Source organism: Bacillus sp. FSL R5-0654, from assembly GCF_038008745.1.
GTDB classification, from domain to species: Bacteria; Bacillota; Bacilli; order Bacillales; family Bacillaceae; genus Bacillus; species Bacillus safensis.
Window position 1 is genome coordinate 3,159,607 of the sequence record NZ_JBBOZV010000001.1, and the last position, 18,731, is coordinate 3,178,337.

Genomic DNA, 18,731 nt, shown 5'->3' on the forward strand with positions numbered 1-18,731 from the left:
TCTTTTTGTTAATGATTGGATTATAAAAGATAATACCCGCAAAGAAAAATGTCATAATAGGTCTTATAGTTCTTTTTAAAGAACGAAATCGTTCGTTTTCTTTTGTTTACTTCCTGATTCTTACGTTTTTGAATTTTATAAAGAACAATTTATTTCTTATAATGAACGAAAAGGTCGCAGAACTATTCGCCGGTGAGAAGGGAGATCATTGATCGAATGATAGGCAAGGTGATACGCATTTACCGAAAGAGAAAAGGATACTCGATTCAGCAGCTGGCTGAGGATGCTCATGTCTCTAAGTCATATTTGAGCAAAATTGAGCGTGGTGTCCACAGAAATCCATCTGTCCAGTTCTTAAAAAAGGTATCCTCTTCACTAGAGATTGATTTACAAGAGCTGTTTGATGCAGAGACGATGATGTTTCATTACGCTGAGGGTGGTGAACACGAATGGCGGGAGCATATCGTAAGTGCCGTCCAATCAGGCATGCCTAAAGAAGAGCTCTATCAGCTGCTCCAAACGTACCGAAAGGAGCAGGAAGAAAAGTCGTTACATGTCACCCATAGAAAGCTGACCGATTCAAATATCGCAGAGTGGAAGCGTCTAATGAGTGAAGCAAAGGCAATTGGTTTAAGCATTGAGGAAGTAAAAGCTTTCCTCAACAACATGGGAGAACGCCGGGCGTAAGCCTTTCAGGAAGAATGATTGCGGGGAGAGGCGTTTGACGCTTCGATGAAAAAGAGCCTTTGATTCATGAAAGGCTCTTTCAGACTGTTGACAAAGGGCTAAAATGATTTTTATTTTAGCCCTTTGTCTTCTTTTCAGCGTGATAGAAAACCTTTGCAGTCTAGGAAGGGCGAGTACCGGAGCGGAGCGAATTGAAACATTCGTGAGCACCGGAGCGCAGACCTGCGGGCGAATGCGAGGGTTTGTCTGCACGCTGAAAGAGCCTTTGATTCATGAAAGGCTCTTTTTTCTGTTATTCTTCTTTTTTTGTTCGTGCTTTTTTCGTTATATCATTGTTTTTCCAATAGGCCCATAGTGATGTAATTCCCAGAAAGGCCAGTGTGATGAATTGTTGAACGCCTTCTTCATCAATAGGAATTGGGCTTTTTCCCGCAGCAGTTAGCGCACTGTTAACAAGCGCCAGTAAAAGCAGCACAAGCCTTGCAATCGTACCTGCACTAATTTTTTGAACCTCCAACTGTAACCCCTCCCTTTCTTCTTCTCACGGGCGGTATTGCTCGTTCTCTCTCATATGTATGCATCAGCCGAATGAATAGAAGAACGAATCAAAAAAAGAGACATCATTCCTATATGCGGAATGATGCCTGATTTCATTAGCTATTTATTTAGAAAACATCTCTTTTGCTTCATCCAATGCCATTTTATTGCCTAGAGCTGAGTAATCGAGCCAAGGCTGATCGGCAATCGGATAGACTTGGTTTTTCTTGACTGCTTTTAGACCCTTCCAAATCGGAGTCTTTTCTAATTGCTTGAATGCCTGCTGCGCTTTATCATCACGGTTGACAACGACAAAGATCGCATCAGCATCATAATCAGGAAGAACCTCTTGAGAAATCACTTCAAATGGGCGCTTGCTGTCCAGCTTTTTCACACCATCGACAGGTGTCAGGCCTAAATCCTCGTATAAAATAGGACCCATTGGGCGCTTCATGCTAAATACGCGAAGCTCCTTTGCTGTCACACGGATCGCCATGACTTTTCCGTTTCCAATCTTTTTCTTGATGAGCGATTTGACCTCTTTTGCTTCTTGATTGTAATTCTTAATATATTGATCCGCTTCTTTTTCTTTATTGACGTGTTTGGCGATTTTTTTCAAATGATCCCGCCATGTGCCATCATTTAAATTAAACACTTCTGTTTTGGCGATCTTCTTATATTTCGATAAGTCTTGTCCGGCTAATTCTTCATCAACATAAATGACATCTGGTTGTAACGCAAGCAGTGATTCCATATCTGGATCAGATGCAATGCCGAGCTTCTTCGTCTGACTCAGCTGCTTTTTCGCATGTGGAAGGAAATCTTTTAAGTCTCCTCCTACAACAGAGCCCGCCGGTTTGATACCGAGTGCTAACAAGTCATTTGTTAAATGAATAGACAAGGAAGCAATCTTTGGTGTGCCATTGGTCTTTTCATTTGTTGTATTCTTTGTTTCCTGTTGTCCGCAAGCGGCAAGCAGCAAGAAACAGAGCGTTAATCCAAATACTAGTAGTTTTTTCATGATGAGTTCCTCTTTCATATTTATTTCGTTTTAGTTAATAAATAGAGAAAATACGGGGCACCGATAAAGGCCACGACCACACCCGCCGGTATGGCATTTGGAGCAAAGATGGAACGTCCGATTGTATCGGCACTGACTAAAATCAACAAGCCAAGCAGCGCACTAACTGGTAAAAAATACTGATGCAGTGAACCGACAAGCCTCCTAGCCAAATGCGGGGCGACGAGACCAATAAAGCCAATACCACCTGTCATTGAAACACTTGCACTCGCGAGGCCTACCGCTAAGGTCAAGAGGAGAAGACGTTTACGCTGGACACGTACACCTACACTTGAGGCGACAGCATCTCCTAATGTCAATGCATTAAGCGTGTTTGTCTGCATCAGCGTAAGCGGTACAAGGCATACAATCCAAGGCAGAAGCGCCAGCACATGAATCCAGTCTCTCCCCCATACATTGCCCACAAGCCACCTTGAAGCAAACGTGTATGTATCTTCATCCAGCTTCAATGACAAATATAAGGTGAGTGCACTAAATCCCGCAGCAACCGCAATGCCAACTAAGATCAGCCGGATAGGAACAAGCCCTTCATGCCGGTCATATGCAAGAAGCACGATGACAGCTGCCGCAAGCAGTCCGCCGCCAAACGTAAAGAGCGGAATAAGAAGAGACGGATTGCCTTCAAGTGCGTGAAAATATGTCACAAACACAATTAAGCCAAAGGCTGCCCCTGCATTCAATCCAATAATCCCAGGATCGGCCAGCGGGTTACGGGATAAGCTCTGCAAAATGCCGCCAGCAATGCCAAGACCAATACCAGCTAACATCGTCACCACAATTCGAGGCAGACGATAGTCAAACAGCACCGTTTCACTTTGGAAATCTCCAAAGCCAAATAACGTCTTGATGACCATGACAGGGCTTAGTTTCAGCGTACCGGTATTTAAACTATACAGCACAACAGCCGCACTCAGGCAAAGCAAAACGAGTGTCACGACAAGAGCACGCTGTCTCTCTCTCATGACAGGTTCCTCCCTTCTTTTCTGGCAATGTATAAGAAGAAAGGAACACCAACAAGTGCCACCATCACGCCAATGGCAAGCTCTCTTGGCGGATTGACTGTACGGCTGGCAAGGTCTGCAAAGACAAGCAGCATTGCGCCTAGTATCGCTGACATTGGAATGACGAAACGATAGTCTACACCAACAAGCTTTCGTGCAATATGAGGGATGACAAGACCGACAAACCCAATCGATCCGACTGCTGAAACAGAAACCCCTGCTAATAACACAGCAGCAGTCATTCCTAGTATTCGCACTTGCCGTGTTTTCACCCCTAAATTTGCCGCTGTATCTTCACCGAGCGATAGTAAGGAAAGTGACCGACCTAATAGCATTGCCCATACGATCACAATTAGAATAACCGGAGCGAGAATCGTCAGCTGCGGCCATTTCACACCAGCTACCCCGCCTGCATACCAAAAAGCCAAATCCTGACTCAGGTCAAAATAAATCGCGATCCCAGAGCTGAGCGCATGAAGTAATGCGGCTACAACCGCTCCTGCTACAGTGAGACGCAGCGGTGTCAATACGCCGCCAGCCGCCCCAATCGCAAAGATCAGCAGCGTACTGAGCACAGCACCAATAAAGGAAAAAAACATCAGTGCCGAATAAGGCATTCCTGGGAAAAAAGCAAAACAGAGAGCGACCACAAACATCGCACCGCCATTAATACCCAAAATCCCCGCATCTGCCAGTGGATTTCTTGTGATGCCCTGCATAAGAGCACCCGCTACGGCAAACGCCGCTCCCACTAGAGCTGCCCCTAAAACACGAGGGAGTCTTAATTCATGGATGATCTGCTGCTCTGTAACATTTGACTGGTAGTCAAATACAGCTGTCCACACCGTTTGCAGAGACAATGTTTTTGCACCGTATGACACAGCAAAAAACATGGCAGCCGCTAATCCAATAACGGCGAGAAAAAATATCAAAAAGAACAGAATATGTGATGATCGTTTTTGTTGAGGTTTTCGCTTATCCTGCAAAATCGGTGTCATCCTTTTCTTCATTAAAAGTCAGTTTGAAAATGAGAATCATAATCAACAAAATTATAGCCGCCAGCCTCTAAAAAATCAATGTACACCCTATTTTTTAATTAATGAAGGTATGTGCAGGGCAGAGAGGGGAGATTTCTTTTTGCCGCTCAGAACGGCCTATCATTTTTTCTCATAGTTTAATAGGAAAATAGTTGACATTTCGCATGAACATCCCCTAAAATTACAAAAGTAAGTCAAATGTTATAAAAATATTACAAACAGATGTCAAACTAATAAAGAATGACCCGTCATGAGAGGAGATTTGAAAGTTGTGTCAGTAAAGGGAAAATGGAGTATCGTCCTATTTGCGCTTGCAGTCGTCATTGGAGCAGTTGCTTTCTTTCAAAATCAACAAGCAAGCGGTACAGAGAAGAAAAATGTAAAGCAGGATACGAACTATAAAAACGTAGAAATTGTCACTCTCGTAAATGACGGGAAATTTATGAGATATGCAGTCAACTATCCTCTTTTTCATCAAAAAGAGCTAGATGACAAGATTCAAAGCTATGCCAATTCGGCATTAGAGCATTTCAAAAAAACATTCAGTGAAGCAAAGGATATCGATGAACATAAACGCTATGAACTGAATATTGATTATGAAATGGTGCATTATGCAAAGCAGTCTGCTGCCATTCGTTTTACGACCTATACGTATACTGGCCAGCAAAATGGAACCACCAATCATCTCACGATTAACTTTGATTTTCAGAAAAAAACCTTTCTTGACACAAAAGATCTATTTCTGCCTAAAACCAATTATTTAAAGAAATTATCCTATATTACATATACGGAACTTCGAAAGGATAAAACCTTATCTAAGGATCAGCCTCTCCTTCAGAAAGGAACAGCCCCTGATGCTCAAAACTTCAGTCAATTTGCCTTGAAAGACAAATATGTAGAATTTTATTTCCCTGCATCTCAAGTAGCCGCAGAGGATCTTGGTCCGCAAACACTCGCGATCAAAAAGACATTGCTGAAGGACATATTAAAGCCAGAATATATGGATAAACTGAAAAATAAAAATGAAATGAAAGAACCGAATCCAAAAAGAAAAGCCGTTAAGCTGCCGCAAAAATCAAAGCTTGACCCGAATAAAAAAGCCATCGCACTCACATTTGATGATGGACCGAATCCAGCGACAACCTCAAAAATTTTAGATGCGCTGAAGGCAAATAAAGGACATGCTACCTTTTTCGTATTAGGCAGCAGGGTGCAATATTACCCTGGAATGCTTGCCGATATTTTAAAAGGCGGGAATGAGATCGGAAACCATTCCTACAATCACCCTTTATTAACAAGACTGCCTTTAGATGAAGCGGTGATACAAGTGAAGGACACCCAGCAGCTGATTGAGAAAGCGAGCGGATATACACCTACGCACTTTAGACCGCCATATGGCGGTACAAATCAAGATATCAATCATGCAATTGGGATGAAGGTCACTTTGTGGGATGTTGATCCAGAGGATTGGAAAATCCGCAACAGCCAGCAAATCACAAACCGCGTTCTCTCACATGCAGCCGATGGCAGAACAGTGTTAATGCACGATATTTATGAAAGCTCAGCCCAAGCAGCCGTAAAGATCATCCACGAACTCACCAAACAAGGCTACCAGCTCGTCACAGTGAGTGAACTTGAACAATTAAAAAAAGAACGACATGAACAAACCCCTGTAGAATAAACAGGGGTTTTAGATTGTTGACAAAGGGCTAAAATGATCTTGATTTTAGCTCTTTGTCTTCTTTTCAGCGTGATGGAAAACCTTTGCAGCCCTAGGAAGGACGAGTACCGGAGCGGAGCGAATTGTACATTCGTGAGCACCGGCACGCAGGACTGACAACGAATGCGAGGGTTTGTCTACACGCTGAAACCCCTGTAGAGTAAACAGGGGTTTTCTTTTATGACTCCAAAGACTTTTTTTGTTTCAATAATGCTTGAAATGTCTCTTCAAGCTCTTGCGAGGGCTCAATACTTAAACGGCTGAGCACTTCAGACAGCTGCATATCAATTAACAGAAGCTCCTCTTCTCTATTTGTCACAGCTGGTTTTTCTTCCTTTTGTTTATAGGCTTCATATGTGCCGTCAAATCCTTCAATACGTTCCTCATGAATATGGAAAATACGAGTGGCAACCTCTTCAATCAGCCTGCGATCGTGGGAAACAAACACAACGGTACCTGGGTAATCCTTCAATAGACCTTCAAGTGCTTCAACTGCCGCCAGATCTAAAAAGTTCGTCGGTTCATCCAGCATGAGAACATTGGCATCACTGACGAGTAAGGACGCAAGCATCGTCTTCACCCGTTCTCCCCCGCTTAATACCTCAACAGGCTTGTGCACATCATCCCCTCTAAATCCTAGTCTCGCCAAAACCGTTCGAACCACTGTCTCATCTTGAACCGCCTCTTTCAGCGCATTTTGTAAAATCGATTCATCTACCTTCAGTCCTGACAGATCCTGACGAAAATAGGCTAGCTTGACAGCCTCTGAGCGAGTAACGCCGGGATGTCCATTCACTAACATACGGAGAAATGTCGTTTTGCCGCTCCCGTTCTTTCCGATAATGGCAACCTTGTCTCCGCCCCTCACTTCCACATTCGCCTGCCTCCAAAGCACTTTATCTCCCGCCTTGCCATCTACATTTTCTACTCTCAAAATGGTACGGCTTGCTGTTTCCTTCATCGTATGCTGAGTCATGTGAATGGGCTGAATGTCCTTTACCTTCTCAACCTTTTCTAATTTCTCCATCCTTGTTTCAATGGATTTGGCTGTTTTTTGCAGTTTTTTTTGCTTATTTGCATAGTAGGGCTTTGCAATTTTAGGTCCTGAGGATTTCACCTTTTGGGAGGGCTTTGTCGCTTTGTCCGCCTTTTTCTTTTTCTTTTCCAGTGCATGCTCTAACTGTTTTTTCTTTTGTGTATAGGCTTCATACGCTTCCACCTGCTGACGATGTGCCAGCTCTTTTTGCTGTGCAAAATATGTGTAATTGCCTTTGTAATGATGAAGCTTCCCATGATCCAGCTCCCAAATCTCCGTACATATTGCATCTAAAAAAGCACGATCATGTGAAACAACAATGAGAGCTCCTTGATAATGACGCAGCTTATCTTCCAGCCACTCAATATGCTCTGTATCCAAATGAGTGGTCGGTTCATCTGCTAATAAAAGGGCAGACGGCCGGCTTAATGCTCTTTCAATATAAGTCTGGGTCATTTCACCGCCACTCTGTCTGCCGTCTCCTTGTTTCAATTGAGGAAGCAGCGTACAGACCGCTGTGGCTACAACCGTGCCGCTGTCTGGTGTTTCCTGTCCTGCCAGCACATGCAATAAAGTCGTTTTTCCGCTGCCATTTGTCCCTACAAGACCAATGCGATCACCTTGATGGATGGCGAGCTCCTCAATATCAAATAACAAGCGATCTTTTCGAAATACCTTTAACTGATTGGCTTTTAATAACATCCAATCCTCTCCTTTCGTATCAGGAGACATGAAAAAGCCTCCCATTCTCAGAATAGGAGGCAAAATGGTGTACAAAAATAAGCGGATTGATCCAGTATGGTGTGCCGTTCCAATTTGAACGCACACATCCCACGTATCAAGCACCTCATTCTTTGATTCCCAAGCTGTACCATCCTATTCCGAAGCTAAAAAATGAAAACGCAGCAAACATGGCAAACTGATCGTTTGCTCACTGCCTTCGTTCGTTCATTTTGCTTACAGGTCATAGGATTAGTACTTCATTGCATTGGGTCACCCTTCCGTCGTTTGTTACGTATACGATAAAAGATTGGTTATTTTTTGTCAAGCTGAAATGGCATAAGTGAGTCGATTAATTGGAGTGTAAATGGATGGGACACTTCAAACAGTTCGTCCTTTTTGCATTCTTCCACTAGGCTTCCTTCATGTAAAAATAGAAGGCGGTCACATAGATACACCGCTGCTTCTACATCATGAGTAATGAGAAGCATGGTCATGTCTAGCTCTTGTTTTAATGTCTCAAGCAGCTCCAATATTTGTACTTGAACAGAGACATCCAGTGAGCTCAAGACTTCATCTAGTATAAGAATGGCTGGATGCGTTGATATAGCTCGTGCGATGCACACTCGCTGGAGCTGACCACCGCTTAGCTGATGAGCATATTGATTCAGCACAGACGAGGGCAGCCTGACTTGCTCAAGTAATGACAAAACCTTCTGATCCATATTCTGATTCTGCTTTAACAAACGCATCGGTTCTGCTATGATCTCTTTCACCGTAAAGGAGGGATGAACAGAAGATAGATAATCTTGAAAGACAACACTCATTTTCCCCCGATTCACCCTCCGCCATTTGTCAGCTGTCATACCATCAATCTGTACCTCGCCTCCATCTATTTTTTCTAAACCGAGCAGGATACGTGCCAATGTACTTTTGCCACTGCCGCTCTCACCGACTAATCCGGCACATTGTCCTTTTTCGATTTGAAACGAAACATTTGATATGCGGTCTTTTGGTTTCTTTTGTTTTGAAAAAAGACCTTTCTTCTCACCGTGTTTGACTAGATCGATAGCTGTGATCAACATAGAAACGCCTCCACTCTCTTCTGCTGCCGCAGTGCTTCAGCAGGGGCAGATAATCGAAGCCTCGTCTCAAGTAAATGCTTTGTTTGGGGATGCCCCGGTGATGTGAACACTTCCTTGGCTGACCCATGCTCAAGCATTACTCCTTGGTGCATAACCATCAATTCATCAGCAATTTCCTGAACGATGCCTAGATCATGCGTTATGACGATTAAGGTAACACCCGTTTCTTCCTTTAGACTGTGTAATTGTCTGATGACTTCACGCCGATTAAAGGCATCAAGTGATGCAGTTGGCTCGTCTGCAATGATCATGTCTGGAGAAAGCATCATCGTGATGCCAATCATCACACGCTGAAGCATTCCTCCAGACAGTTCATACGGATATTTTTTCATCAAATCATATGGATTTTTTAAATGGACACGTGTAAGCCCAGCCATAGCATGTGCTTTCCCTTCTTTCCCTCGTAAGCCCAAATGCTGCTGAAATGTTTCCACCATTTGATGACCTATCGTTTCGATAGGATTGAATGCATTCATGACATCCTGTGAGATGAAACCTATTCGTTTACCCCGCCATTGATGCGCTTCTTGATTTGTTAATGTTTTGCCGTCAAAAATGATCGTTCCTTCCACTTCTAGCGAAGGGGCGACAAGATCAATTAACGCTTTGGCGACAGTTGATTTTCCACTGCCACTTTCTCCAATGACGGCTAAACAGCGTTGTTGATGTAAAGAAAATGTGATATTCGCCACTATATTCTTTTGCTGCTGTGGATCATGTACGGACAGATTTTTTACGTCGATTAAAGGCAAATGGCATCACCCCTTTCTTTCTGGTATGATGCATGGCAGGATTCGCGGCATGCTGAAGGCTGTCTCCTAAAAAGCTCAACGCCATGACCACAAACAAGATGGCAAGTCCAGGCGCAAGCATATGGGCTGGATGTGTCACCATGACATTCTTCGCCTCGTTGAGCATCATACCCCACTCTGGTGTAGGTGCACTCACACCTAACCCAAGAAAAGACAGTGCTGATATATTTAAGATTACCCAGCCCGCATCAAGTGTCGCAAAAACAGCAATTTCTCCTGAAATCCGAGGAAATAGATGTCTCCTCAATATGTAAAAGGGTGTGCCGCCAGACACCTTTGCAAACTGAACAGAAGGTTCATTCGCATATTGAAGGACAGATGAACGAATCATCCTTGTATACCAAGCCCATTTCGCTAGGACATTCGCCAAAATAATATTGAATAGTCCAGGTCCGAGGATTCCCACAACCGCAAGAATCATCACCTCTGCTGGAAAGGAAAGCATAACATCACACAGCCTCATCAAAACTCCATCCACCTTTCCTCGAAAAAACCCTGCCATGAGTCCAAGTGCACTGCCAATGAGCATCGTGATACACATCGTCAGCATGGCCGCAAGCATTGTTGTCCGAATTCCATATAAAAGCCGAGACAATACACATCTCCCTAGATGATCCGTTCCGAGTGGATAAGTAAGACTGATACCGGCATATTTTTGAAGAATGTTCGTATTTGTTGGGTCATGTGGTGCTAACACTGGCGCAAACAGTCCAGCTAATGCGACAAGTACTAACAGCCAGATTGAAAGAATCGCCATACGGTCTTTTCTTAATTGATGCCACCCTATCATCGTTGTCAGACCTCCTTTCGCAACTGCGGATTCATGGTCATTTGCATCACATCAGCAATGAGGTTGCACATAACAAACAGGAACCCCATCACAAACAAATAGGCTTGAATAATGGGGAAATCAGCATGGAAAATAGCTGTTACACACAACCGGCCAACCCCTGGCCAAGCAAAAAGGTTCTCAATAATAACAGTTCCCGCAATGAGCTTTGGAATAGACATGCCAAGTGCTGTCACCGCTAATTGCAGGGCATGCCTCATGACCTTCAGTTGAACGGTTCGTTCTTTTAAACCACGTGCTCTTGCATAAAAAACAAAGGGCTCGTGCTGAAATTTTAGAATTTGATTACGTATGAGTCTCACATAAGTCGATAAGTAGCCAAATGATAATGTGACAGCTGGAAGAAGAATCGATTTGAATCCTTCCATTCCACTCGTATTAACCCAATTGAATTTGACAGAAAAAAGCCAAATCAACAAAATCCCCAGCCAAAAACTAGGCATTGAAGCGGCGATAAACACAAAGGCTCTCAATAAACGGTCCACCCAAGTGTGAGCAGCATATGCACAGATCACCCCGAACAATAAACTGAGCACTATGATAAAAAAGAGCGCTGCTCCTGCAAGCTGCAATGTCGCAGGCAGCGCCTCCATGATAAGATCAAAAACGGGCTCCTGAGTGACATAGCTCCTGCCAAAATCACCTGTTAATCCATTTTTAAGCCATGTGGCATAGCGGATGAAAAATGGCTGGTCTAAGCCTAACTCCTGCCGCATCGATTCAATCATTTCTTCTGTTGGAGTGACTTGATTCACCCGCAAAGCGACCTCTGCTGGATCACTTGCCCGCATCGTCAGCAGTACAAAAGCAAAGAAGGTGATGAAGATCATAAGCGGAAAAAGCATCAGTATTCGTTTTAAGAGATAGCGAGTCATGTCTCTGCCTCCGTTTCATGACGCAAAATACATACGGTCAAATGGGATTTCATACTGAGACACATGAAAACCTACGCCTTTCAGGCGCTTATTATAAACAGCCTTTGTCACAGAATAAGAGATTGGGAGGTAGACATTTTCATCATGGATATACGTCAATATTTCTTGATACATTTGTTTCCGCTTTTGCTCATCTGGTTCTACTAATACTTCCGTAATCGTCTCGTCCAGCCACTTTTTCTTTTTCAGTCCTAATTGAGCTTGATAATCAGCATGGGATGCTACACGGAATGAAGAGACATAAGTTTGTGGATCATAAGGAAGCCCCCAAGACAGCGAGTACATCAGATCGAACTTTCCTGTTTTTTGGCGATCTAAGAATGCCTGTTTTTCTTCTCCTCTAATATCCAGCTTGATCCCCACCTGCTTGAAATCTTGTTGAATCGATTCACTGATCGTTCTTTCCCCTGCATTATCGGAATTATAGTAAATAGCCACACTCAGCAGTTTGCCATTTTGATAGCGATACCCGTCTTCTTTCATCCTCCAGCCTGCCTCATCCAATATTGCCTCTGCTTTCTTCTTTTGATAAGTTTTCTTTTTCAGTGGAATATCTGCGTAAGGGACAGAAGGAGCAAGCAATGTGTGTGCCACCTTTTCCGTTCCATTTAAAATGCCTTCAGTGATCATGTCCTTTTGAATGGCGTATTGAAAAGCTTCTCTTATTTTCGGATCTTTTGTGATTGGCTGGTTTGAATTAATCACAATCGATCTTGAACCAACAGGAGGGCTCACGGTGACACCATATTGCCCTGCTTCTTTTAAAGCCTGGAATGAGTCTCCATCAATCATGTCACCATCTGCTCCAAATAAAAGATCAATCTCTCCTTTTTGAAGCGCAAGTAAGATGGTTTGGTGATCCGGCATGACTTTCCATTTCACAGTTGAAATTTTCGGCTTTTGCCCCCAATAGTGGTCATTCATTTCAAAAACGGCATATTGATTTTTCTTATGTTCCTTTAACACATAAGGACCTGTACCTGCATAGCTTTTAACTCCTTTTGCAGTCGTTCCATCAATGAAGCTTTTTGGAGAAATAAAACGGAAGGGGCGTGTTAAGCCCAGCTCTTCTAACGTAGGATAATAAGGCTCTTTCAACGTGAGAACAAATGTATCGTCATCTACCGCCTTTGTGGATTTGATTTCAGATACGAGATTAAGCCAAGCGTTCTTTTCAATATTTTTGACGACAGCATCAATATTCAATTTCACTGCCTTTGCATTAAAAGGCTCACCATCTGAAAAAGTCACACCTTTTCGAAGATGAAAGGTATAGGTCCTTCCATCCTTTGATATGTCCCAGCTTTTCGCTAAGGCAGGCTGAACGCCCTTCTCTGTATTGACGACAAGCGATTCAAACACCATATTTTGAGCAGCCATCTCTCCACCGTATAGATGAGGATTGATGTCCCTGATATCTTTTGTACTTGCATACACGAGCTCATCTTCTTCTCTATCATTGCTGGAGGATGCTTTGTTTTCAGAGCATGAGACCAATAAAAAACAAGCCATCACTGAAAACAGCATCAAGGTGTATGTCACGTAGGGATGCCTTTTCTCATATTTCTTCTTTATGTAAACAGGTTGATCACTCATATGTACTTCCCCCAATTCAACATTTTCGTAATCATTACGATTATTAATCGAAATGATTACGAATTGAATATTAGCATACAGAAATGGGAAATACAACGTCTTTTCATAAAAAAAACAGACTCATGATTGAGTCTGTTTCGCTTGTATGAATTGGTCGATCACCTTTAATGCTTTTTCTGTTCCACCTGCTGCTTGGAAGCTTTCTTCAATTTTCTCAATCCCCGCACGGTACGTGTCACTGCCTAAAACCTTCTCAACAGTTTCTCTTAGCTGCTTTGGTGTCAGCTGATCTTTATCAAGTGCACAGGCAGCAGTTAATTCGATCAGTCTTTGTGCCACCATCGGCTGATCTTTATCGACTGGAATGACGACCATCGGAACGTGGTAATGAATCCCTTCATTGACGCTATTCATCCCGCCATGCGTTATAAACACATCTGTCAGTTCGAGCACTTCAAGCTGCGGCACATAAGGCTCGATCAGAAAATGAGCAGGCGCCTCTTTTAAGAGAGAACGATCTACTTTTTCACCTGTTGCGATAATCACTTTTCCGTCAAAGTCTTCGAAAGCATCTATACACATATTAAAAAATGCTTCTGTATCCCCAAGAACGGTGCCCATGGAAATAAAAACGACTTTTTCTTGCTCAAGTGCTTCCAGCGGGAAATCATGCTGGTCGGCTCTTTTTAGAAAGCTCGGTCCAATGAAAACAAACGAATCGTTTAATGAATCAACAGAAGGCTGGAAATATTCACTTGTATAGACGATATTCAGTTCTCCACGGTTTTTCATAAATTGCATCAAACGTGTTGGCTGAACGCCAAAACGCTCTTGTATTTTTTCTAACAGATGATCGGCTTTCTCATCCTTTCTGTATAGCGGTGTATCAAAATGCGCCTCTTGCAGCACAAAAGATGGGTTGGACCCAATGCTCGGAATGTGCAAGTAATCTCGAACAAGCTCCCCTGCCCCAAACATATCAAAGTAAACCAAATCAAATGAATGCTTCTCGGAAAGTGTTTCCACCACCTCTAAAATATCATATGATGTTTGCAGCATGGCATGAAAGAACGGCTGCATAGAATCTAAATCGCCTTCTTCCACATGTAATGTCCGAATATAGTCTGGATGTATATGTACGTGAGCGCCTAAGCGTTTAATCCGTTCCTCATAATGTACAGTTGTGACCGCATGCACTTCATCGCCCCGATCCGCCCATGCTTTGATCATTCCTAACATAGGGTTCACATGTCCTTCAGCTGGAAACGTAATCAATAAAATCTTCGCCACAAGAAATCCCTCCTCATTGTCAATTCCCTTCCATGTTAATCATATACAGCAAGCAGGCTCAACAAATACGCCTGAAAAGGGAAGAAATGAGTCTTACGTCCAGTATTTCATGGGGGGACATGAACATAACGCCTTCTCACGAGCAAACATCCAATATTTTTGTATAATTAGTCATAATATTATTTTCTGCTTCATATTGGAGGGATATTTTGTGAAAGTCTTGGAGAAATACAGTTATTTAATTATCATTCTTTGTCTAGCGGCAATGATCGTGACAAACTTTACCGTGAATGACAATACAATAAAAAATACTGTATCCGTGATTGGATTTATCATTGTTCTCCTTACAATTATACCTGCGGCTATTTACAGGAAAGGCGAGAAAAGCAAATAACTCCTTTATAGCAATAACCCCCTCTCTGATGTTAAGAATGGGGGTTACTTTATTATATTCGGATAGATGTTGCTGTTTCACTTCCCTCACCCTAGTGAACGATAAACCCGAATGAACACAAAAACCCTCTCCATATGAAGAGGGGTTCATGAAAGACCCTTAACATCGTAAGCAAGGTCAGATACGCGCTCGGAGGGATTCGAACCCCCGGCAGACGTGGTACCGGAAACCACCGCTCTATCCAACTGAGCTACGAGCGCACGATATGTTTTTTGAACGTCAGCATATCAAATTATAAGGGAAATGCTGCGAGAAAGCAATGATTAATCATTCGCCTTGATGATGTATTTTCTTACTTTGTATTCATACACTAATATGATGGTTTGAAGTGGAATGATTTTGGGGAAAATGGATAGGGGTATTTGAATTTAGGTCAGCGTTTTGTTTGACCTTTATTGACCAAAAATGTATCATTGAATTACATACTTACCTAAAAGGTGAAGGAGGAACATTATGAATTTAATACCTACAGTCATTGAGCAAACAAATCGTGGGGAAAGAGCTTACGACATTTATTCTCGTCTTTTAAAAGACCGTATTATCATGCTTGGTTCTGCGATCGATGACAATGTTGCCAACTCCATCGTGTCACAGCTGCTTTTCTTAGAAGCTGAAGATCCAGAAAAAGATATTTCTATCTACATTAACAGCCCTGGCGGTTCAATCACAGCTGGTATGGCCATTTACGATACGATGCAATTTATTAAACCAAAGGTATCAACTATTTGTATTGGTATGGCTGCATCTATGGGTGCGTTCCTGCTTGCTGCTGGAGAAAAAGGTAAGCGTTATGCTCTTCCAAACAGTGAAGTCATGATTCACCAACCACTCGGCGGTGCCCAAGGTCAAGCAACAGAAATTGAAATTGCGGCAAAACGAATCCTTTCTTTACGCGATAAACTGAACCAAGTACTTGCTGAACGTACTGGTCAGCCAATTGAAGTCATTGAGCGCGATACAGATCGTGACAACTTCAAAACAGCGGAAGAAGCACTTCAATACGGACTCATTGACAAAGTCTTGACCCGTAATACAGAAGACCAAAAATAATGATCACAACACCAAACCGTCTGTTCCTTGAACAGACGGTTTTTTGTGATTGACATATACTTTAAGACAGCTCCGTCCATTTCTGCTGAAGAGACGGTGTTTGATAAGAAGCCATCTGCGTGATTAATTCCTCCGGTTCACTCGAAGCATGTAACAATTGAAGGTGTGATTCATTCGAAAAACCTTCTTGTACACTGAATTTCACCATGTCTATGAGTGGATTGAAGTAGTCATTTACTTGATACAATCCAATTGGCTTTTGATGGATGCCGATTTGTGCCCAGCACAGCACCTCAAATAATTCTTCATATGTACCAAAGCCGCCTGGCATCGCAATAAACCCATCGGCCAGCTCGCTCATTTTTGCTTTTCGTTCATGCATGCCTGTTACCTCAATTAGCTCTGTCAGCTCTTGATGCACGACTTCTCCTCTAAAAAGCCCCTTAGGCATGACACCGATCACTTGCCCGCCATGTCTCATGACCTCATCGGCAATCGCGCCCATTAACCCAATACGCGATCCTCCGTAAACAAGACGAATGCCCTGCTTCGCCATATAAGCACCCAGCTCCACAGCCTTTTGTTTGTAGACATCACTTACACCTGGATTCGAACCAGCAAACACACAAATCGTTTTCATCAAAACAGCTCCATCTCTCTCTATGATTTCTTCACCCACTCATTCTACTATAATGATTTGTAAAGAAACAGCCGTTTCTTCTATATATAGTGTAAAATCAAAAGAGTGAATACCATATAAGGAGCTGTAGATAGAGTATGCAAACAATCGAGATGGAGAAGTGGATCAAAAATTTTTATCAAACGAGAAATTGGACAGAATACGGATCGTTTATCCGGTTAGGCTTCTTAATGGAGGAAACGGGAGAACTCGCTCGTGCTGTTAGAGCAATAGAAATCGGACGAGACCGGCCTGATGAGCAGAGACAGGAATCACCTGAGCTGAAGAAAGAACTCATTGAAGAAATGGGAGATGTTTTAGCAAATCTCCTCATTTTAGCGGATCAATATGATGTCACAGTAGAAGAGATCTTCAGCGCTCATCAACAAAAACTCACAAAGCGTTTTTCTGGAGAAAAAGAGCCAGTAAAAAACACGTGACCAAGCTGTCACGTGTTTTTTACGCCTTAAAGATGCTGTGGTGAGATGTCATCCGTTCGTTCAAAGAAATGCTGTTTTCCAATATGATGGAATAGACCTGTTCGATGCAAAAGCTCCTTAGGCTGTGATTGAAGTCCAACGATCATCAGCTTTCCATTATGATGCTTTAACCGATTGGAGATATTCATTAGAACCGCTTCTGCCGATGTGTCCATATAATTGACTTTATTCATAAGCAGAATGAGCGTTTTCGGTTTTGTTTGAACATGATCCAATATCGAATTTTCTAATGAATCTGTTGTTCCGAAAAAGAGCGGCCCTTCAATGGAATACATACTGATCCCTTTCTCCTCTGTCTGTTTTTCTAAAGCAGCTGCTGTTTCCATTTGAGGAACGGCGACATTTGTATGAATATTGGTCGTCTGGCTCATTTTTTTGATAAAGGCGATAAACGCTAAAATGAGACCAGCAGTGACGCCAATAATCAAATCACCGATCACTGTGAGCAGGAAGGTCACGACCAGTACAAGCGAATCAGCATTTTTCACTTTCAAAATATTGACAAACTCTTTTCTCTCACTCATATTCCAAGCAACAAACATTAAAATCGGTGCCATTGCAGCAAGTGGAATCATCGACGCATACGGCGCAAATACCATTAAGATCAGCAAGACGACAACGCCATGCACCACACCAGAAATCGGACTTGCCCCGCCATTTTTTATGTTCGTTGCCGTTCGGGCAATAGCTCCCGTCGCTGGAATTCCTCCGAAAAGCGGTGCCGCCATATTGGCAATTCCTTGCCCCACAAGCTCTTTATTGCTGTCATGCTTAGAGCCTTTCATATTATCAGCGACCATTGCGGACAAAATCGATTCCACGCCGCCTAAAAGCGCAATGACAATTGCTGGAGGCAGGAGGTATATCATTTTTTCAATCGTCAATTCAGGAAAAGCGAAGGTTGGCAGCTGACGAGGGATTTCACCATATGCAGAGCCAATCGTTTCAACTTGTCCTTGAAAAAAGAGAACAGCTAGAAACGTAGAAGCCAATAAACCTAATAGAGCACCAGGTATTTTGGGAATGTATTTTTGTGCCGCCAAAATCACGATGAGCCCGATGACGGCTGTGATAATGGCCAGACTGTTTGTGGTACCAAGATGGACCACAATTTCTCTCATATTGAGGAAAAAGCTTTCATGTTTTTCAACACCCTTTAATCCGAGGAAGTTGGCAATCTGTCCTGAAAAAATAATGACAGCAATGCCAGCAGTAAAACCGATGATAACCGGACGAGGAATAAATTTCATGAGCTTTCCTAGTTTGAATATTCCGAATAATACAAGCATACAGCCTGCCATAAAACCGGCAATGAGCAAGTTTTCAATACCGTACTGGCTGACGATCCCGAATAAAATTGGAACAAACGCCCCGGTCGGCCCGCCGATCTGATACTTTGAACCACCAAACAATGAAATCAAAATGCCGGCAACGATGACTGTGTATAATCCATATTCTGGTCCGACACCAGATGCAATGGCAAATGCCATGCCTAAAGGAATTGCCACAACGCCCACGACAAGCCCAGCGATTAAATCGCGTCTAAACTTTGATGAATTGTACCCTTCAAATCTTCCATAAAAACGCATGGTATGTGTTGG

General features: G+C 42.8%; 17 protein-coding genes and 1 tRNA gene. 4 read left to right on the forward strand and 14 right to left on the reverse strand.

Annotated features, from left to right (window positions below; genetic code table 11):
• Positions 1-216 precede the first annotated feature (216 nt).
• Complete coding sequence (gene slrR, locus NSS76_RS16220) at positions 217-687, forward strand: HTH-type transcriptional regulator SlrR (protein WP_024426096.1); 471 nt, start codon at positions 217-219, stop codon at positions 685-687.
• A gap of 292 nt (positions 688-979) precedes the next feature.
• Here the strand turns inward: slrR and NSS76_RS16225 are convergent, their stop codons facing one another.
• From NSS76_RS16225 to NSS76_RS16240, 4 genes are all read right to left on the reverse strand, one after another.
• Positions 980-1,204 carry a phage holin gene (locus tag NSS76_RS16225; protein WP_024423530.1) on the reverse strand — a complete coding sequence of 75 codons (225 nt, stop codon included), beginning with the start codon at positions 1,202-1,204 and terminating at the stop codon, positions 980-982.
• A 144-nt stretch (positions 1,205-1,348) separates the two neighbouring features.
• Positions 1,349-2,248: an iron-hydroxamate ABC transporter substrate-binding protein gene (locus NSS76_RS16230; RefSeq protein ID WP_370880892.1), complete on the reverse strand. Its 900-nt coding sequence runs from the start codon at positions 2,246-2,248 to the stop codon at positions 1,349-1,351.
• A 17-nt stretch (positions 2,249-2,265) separates the two neighbouring features.
• Entirely contained in the window at positions 2,266-3,267 is a 1,002-nt protein-coding gene (locus NSS76_RS16235) for a FecCD family ABC transporter permease (RefSeq protein WP_270127022.1), read from the reverse strand.
• On the reverse strand, positions 3,264-4,292 hold the full coding sequence (locus NSS76_RS16240; RefSeq protein WP_024426099.1) for a FecCD family ABC transporter permease: 1,029 nt from the start codon (positions 4,290-4,292) through the stop codon (positions 3,264-3,266). The genes NSS76_RS16235 and NSS76_RS16240 overlap by 4 nt, the downstream gene beginning before the upstream one ends.
• A gap of 322 nt (positions 4,293-4,614) precedes the next feature.
• Here NSS76_RS16240 and NSS76_RS16245 point away from each other — a divergent pair, with 322 nt between their 5' ends.
• Positions 4,615-6,024 carry a polysaccharide deacetylase family protein gene (locus NSS76_RS16245; RefSeq protein WP_149126266.1) on the forward strand — a complete coding sequence of 470 codons (1,410 nt, stop codon included), beginning with the start codon at positions 4,615-4,617 and terminating at the stop codon, positions 6,022-6,024.
• A 217-nt stretch (positions 6,025-6,241) separates the two neighbouring features.
• On the opposite strand, the gene abc-f is transcribed toward NSS76_RS16245, so the two are convergent.
• The 8 genes from abc-f to NSS76_RS16285 form a co-directional block, all read right to left on the reverse strand.
• Entirely contained in the window at positions 6,242-7,801 is a 1,560-nt protein-coding gene (gene abc-f / locus NSS76_RS16250; protein ID WP_341082714.1) for a ribosomal protection-like ABC-F family protein, read from the reverse strand.
• Positions 7,802-8,133: 332 nt separating this feature from the next.
• Positions 8,134-8,904, reverse strand: a complete 771-nt coding sequence (locus NSS76_RS16255; protein WP_073207507.1) for an ABC transporter ATP-binding protein — start codon at positions 8,902-8,904, stop codon at positions 8,134-8,136.
• Positions 8,898-9,716, reverse strand: coding sequence for an ABC transporter ATP-binding protein (locus NSS76_RS16260; RefSeq protein ID WP_341082454.1), 819 nt, complete (start codon positions 9,714-9,716; stop codon positions 8,898-8,900). The genes NSS76_RS16255 and NSS76_RS16260 overlap by 7 nt, the downstream gene beginning before the upstream one ends.
• Positions 9,679-10,566 (reverse strand): nickel/cobalt ABC transporter permease, encoded by an 888-nt coding sequence (gene opp1C / locus NSS76_RS16265; RefSeq protein WP_341082455.1) that lies wholly within the window; start codon positions 10,564-10,566, stop codon positions 9,679-9,681. The genes NSS76_RS16260 and opp1C overlap by 38 nt, the downstream gene beginning before the upstream one ends.
• 5 nt (positions 10,567-10,571) lie before the next feature.
• A complete protein-coding gene (opp1B, locus tag NSS76_RS16270; RefSeq protein WP_341082456.1) occupies positions 10,572-11,501 on the reverse strand; it encodes a nickel/cobalt ABC transporter permease in 930 nt (309 codons plus the stop codon).
• Positions 11,502-11,516: 15 nt separating this feature from the next.
• Positions 11,517-13,157, reverse strand: coding sequence for a nickel ABC transporter substrate-binding protein (gene nikA, locus NSS76_RS16275; protein ID WP_341082457.1), 1,641 nt, complete (start codon positions 13,155-13,157; stop codon positions 11,517-11,519).
• Between the two features lie 120 nt (positions 13,158-13,277).
• Positions 13,278-14,447, reverse strand: coding sequence for a macrolide family glycosyltransferase (locus NSS76_RS16280; RefSeq protein ID WP_341082458.1), 1,170 nt, complete (start codon positions 14,445-14,447; stop codon positions 13,278-13,280).
• A gap of 578 nt (positions 14,448-15,025) precedes the next feature.
• Positions 15,026-15,101: transfer RNA gene (locus tag NSS76_RS16285), tRNA-Arg, on the reverse strand.
• A gap of 253 nt (positions 15,102-15,354) precedes the next feature.
• On the opposite strand from NSS76_RS16285, the gene clpP reads away from it, so the two are divergent.
• Positions 15,355-15,951, forward strand: a complete 597-nt coding sequence (gene clpP / locus NSS76_RS16290) for an ATP-dependent Clp endopeptidase proteolytic subunit ClpP (RefSeq protein WP_024427684.1) — start codon at positions 15,355-15,357, stop codon at positions 15,949-15,951.
• Between the two features lie 61 nt (positions 15,952-16,012).
• Here the strand turns inward: clpP and NSS76_RS16295 are convergent, their stop codons facing one another.
• Positions 16,013-16,591 carry an LOG family protein gene (locus tag NSS76_RS16295; RefSeq protein WP_341082459.1) on the reverse strand — a complete coding sequence of 193 codons (579 nt, stop codon included), beginning with the start codon at positions 16,589-16,591 and terminating at the stop codon, positions 16,013-16,015.
• Between the two features lie 137 nt (positions 16,592-16,728).
• Between NSS76_RS16295 and NSS76_RS16300 the strand changes: the two genes are divergently transcribed.
• Positions 16,729-17,070: a MazG-like family protein gene (locus NSS76_RS16300; protein WP_341082460.1), complete on the forward strand. Its 342-nt coding sequence runs from the start codon at positions 16,729-16,731 to the stop codon at positions 17,068-17,070.
• Positions 17,071-17,096: 26 nt separating this feature from the next.
• On the opposite strand, the gene NSS76_RS16305 is transcribed toward NSS76_RS16300, so the two are convergent.
• Positions 17,097-18,719, reverse strand: coding sequence for a SulP family inorganic anion transporter (locus NSS76_RS16305; RefSeq protein WP_216099894.1), 1,623 nt, complete (start codon positions 18,717-18,719; stop codon positions 17,097-17,099).
• Between the last annotated feature and the right edge of the window lie 12 nt (positions 18,720-18,731).

Coding starts and splice junctions, on each gene's coding strand:
- slrR (WP_024426096.1), top strand. CDS start 217: ATGATAGGCAAGGTGATACGCATTTACCGAAAGAGAAAAGGATACTCG.
- NSS76_RS16235 (WP_270127022.1), bottom strand. CDS start 3,267: ATGAGAGAGAGACAGCGTGCTCTTGTCGTGACACTCGTTTTGCTTTGC.
- abc-f (WP_341082714.1), bottom strand. CDS start 7,801: ATGTTATTAAAAGCCAATCAGTTAAAGGTATTTCGAAAAGATCGCTTG.
- NSS76_RS16255 (WP_073207507.1), bottom strand. CDS start 8,904: ATGTTGATCACAGCTATCGATCTAGTCAAACACGGTGAGAAGAAAGGT.
- opp1C (WP_341082455.1), bottom strand. CDS start 10,566: ATGATAGGGTGGCATCAATTAAGAAAAGACCGTATGGCGATTCTTTCA.
- opp1B (WP_341082456.1), bottom strand. CDS start 11,501: ATGACTCGCTATCTCTTAAAACGAATACTGATGCTTTTTCCGCTTATG.
- nikA (WP_341082457.1), bottom strand. CDS start 13,157: ATGAGTGATCAACCTGTTTACATAAAGAAGAAATATGAGAAAAGGCAT.
- clpP (WP_024427684.1), top strand. CDS start 15,355: ATGAATTTAATACCTACAGTCATTGAGCAAACAAATCGTGGGGAAAGA.
- NSS76_RS16295 (WP_341082459.1), bottom strand. CDS start 16,591: ATGAAAACGATTTGTGTGTTTGCTGGTTCGAATCCAGGTGTAAGTGAT.
- NSS76_RS16300 (WP_341082460.1), top strand. CDS start 16,729: ATGCAAACAATCGAGATGGAGAAGTGGATCAAAAATTTTTATCAAACG.
- NSS76_RS16305 (WP_216099894.1), bottom strand. CDS start 18,719: ATGCGTTTTTATGGAAGATTTGAAGGGTACAATTCATCAAAGTTTAGA.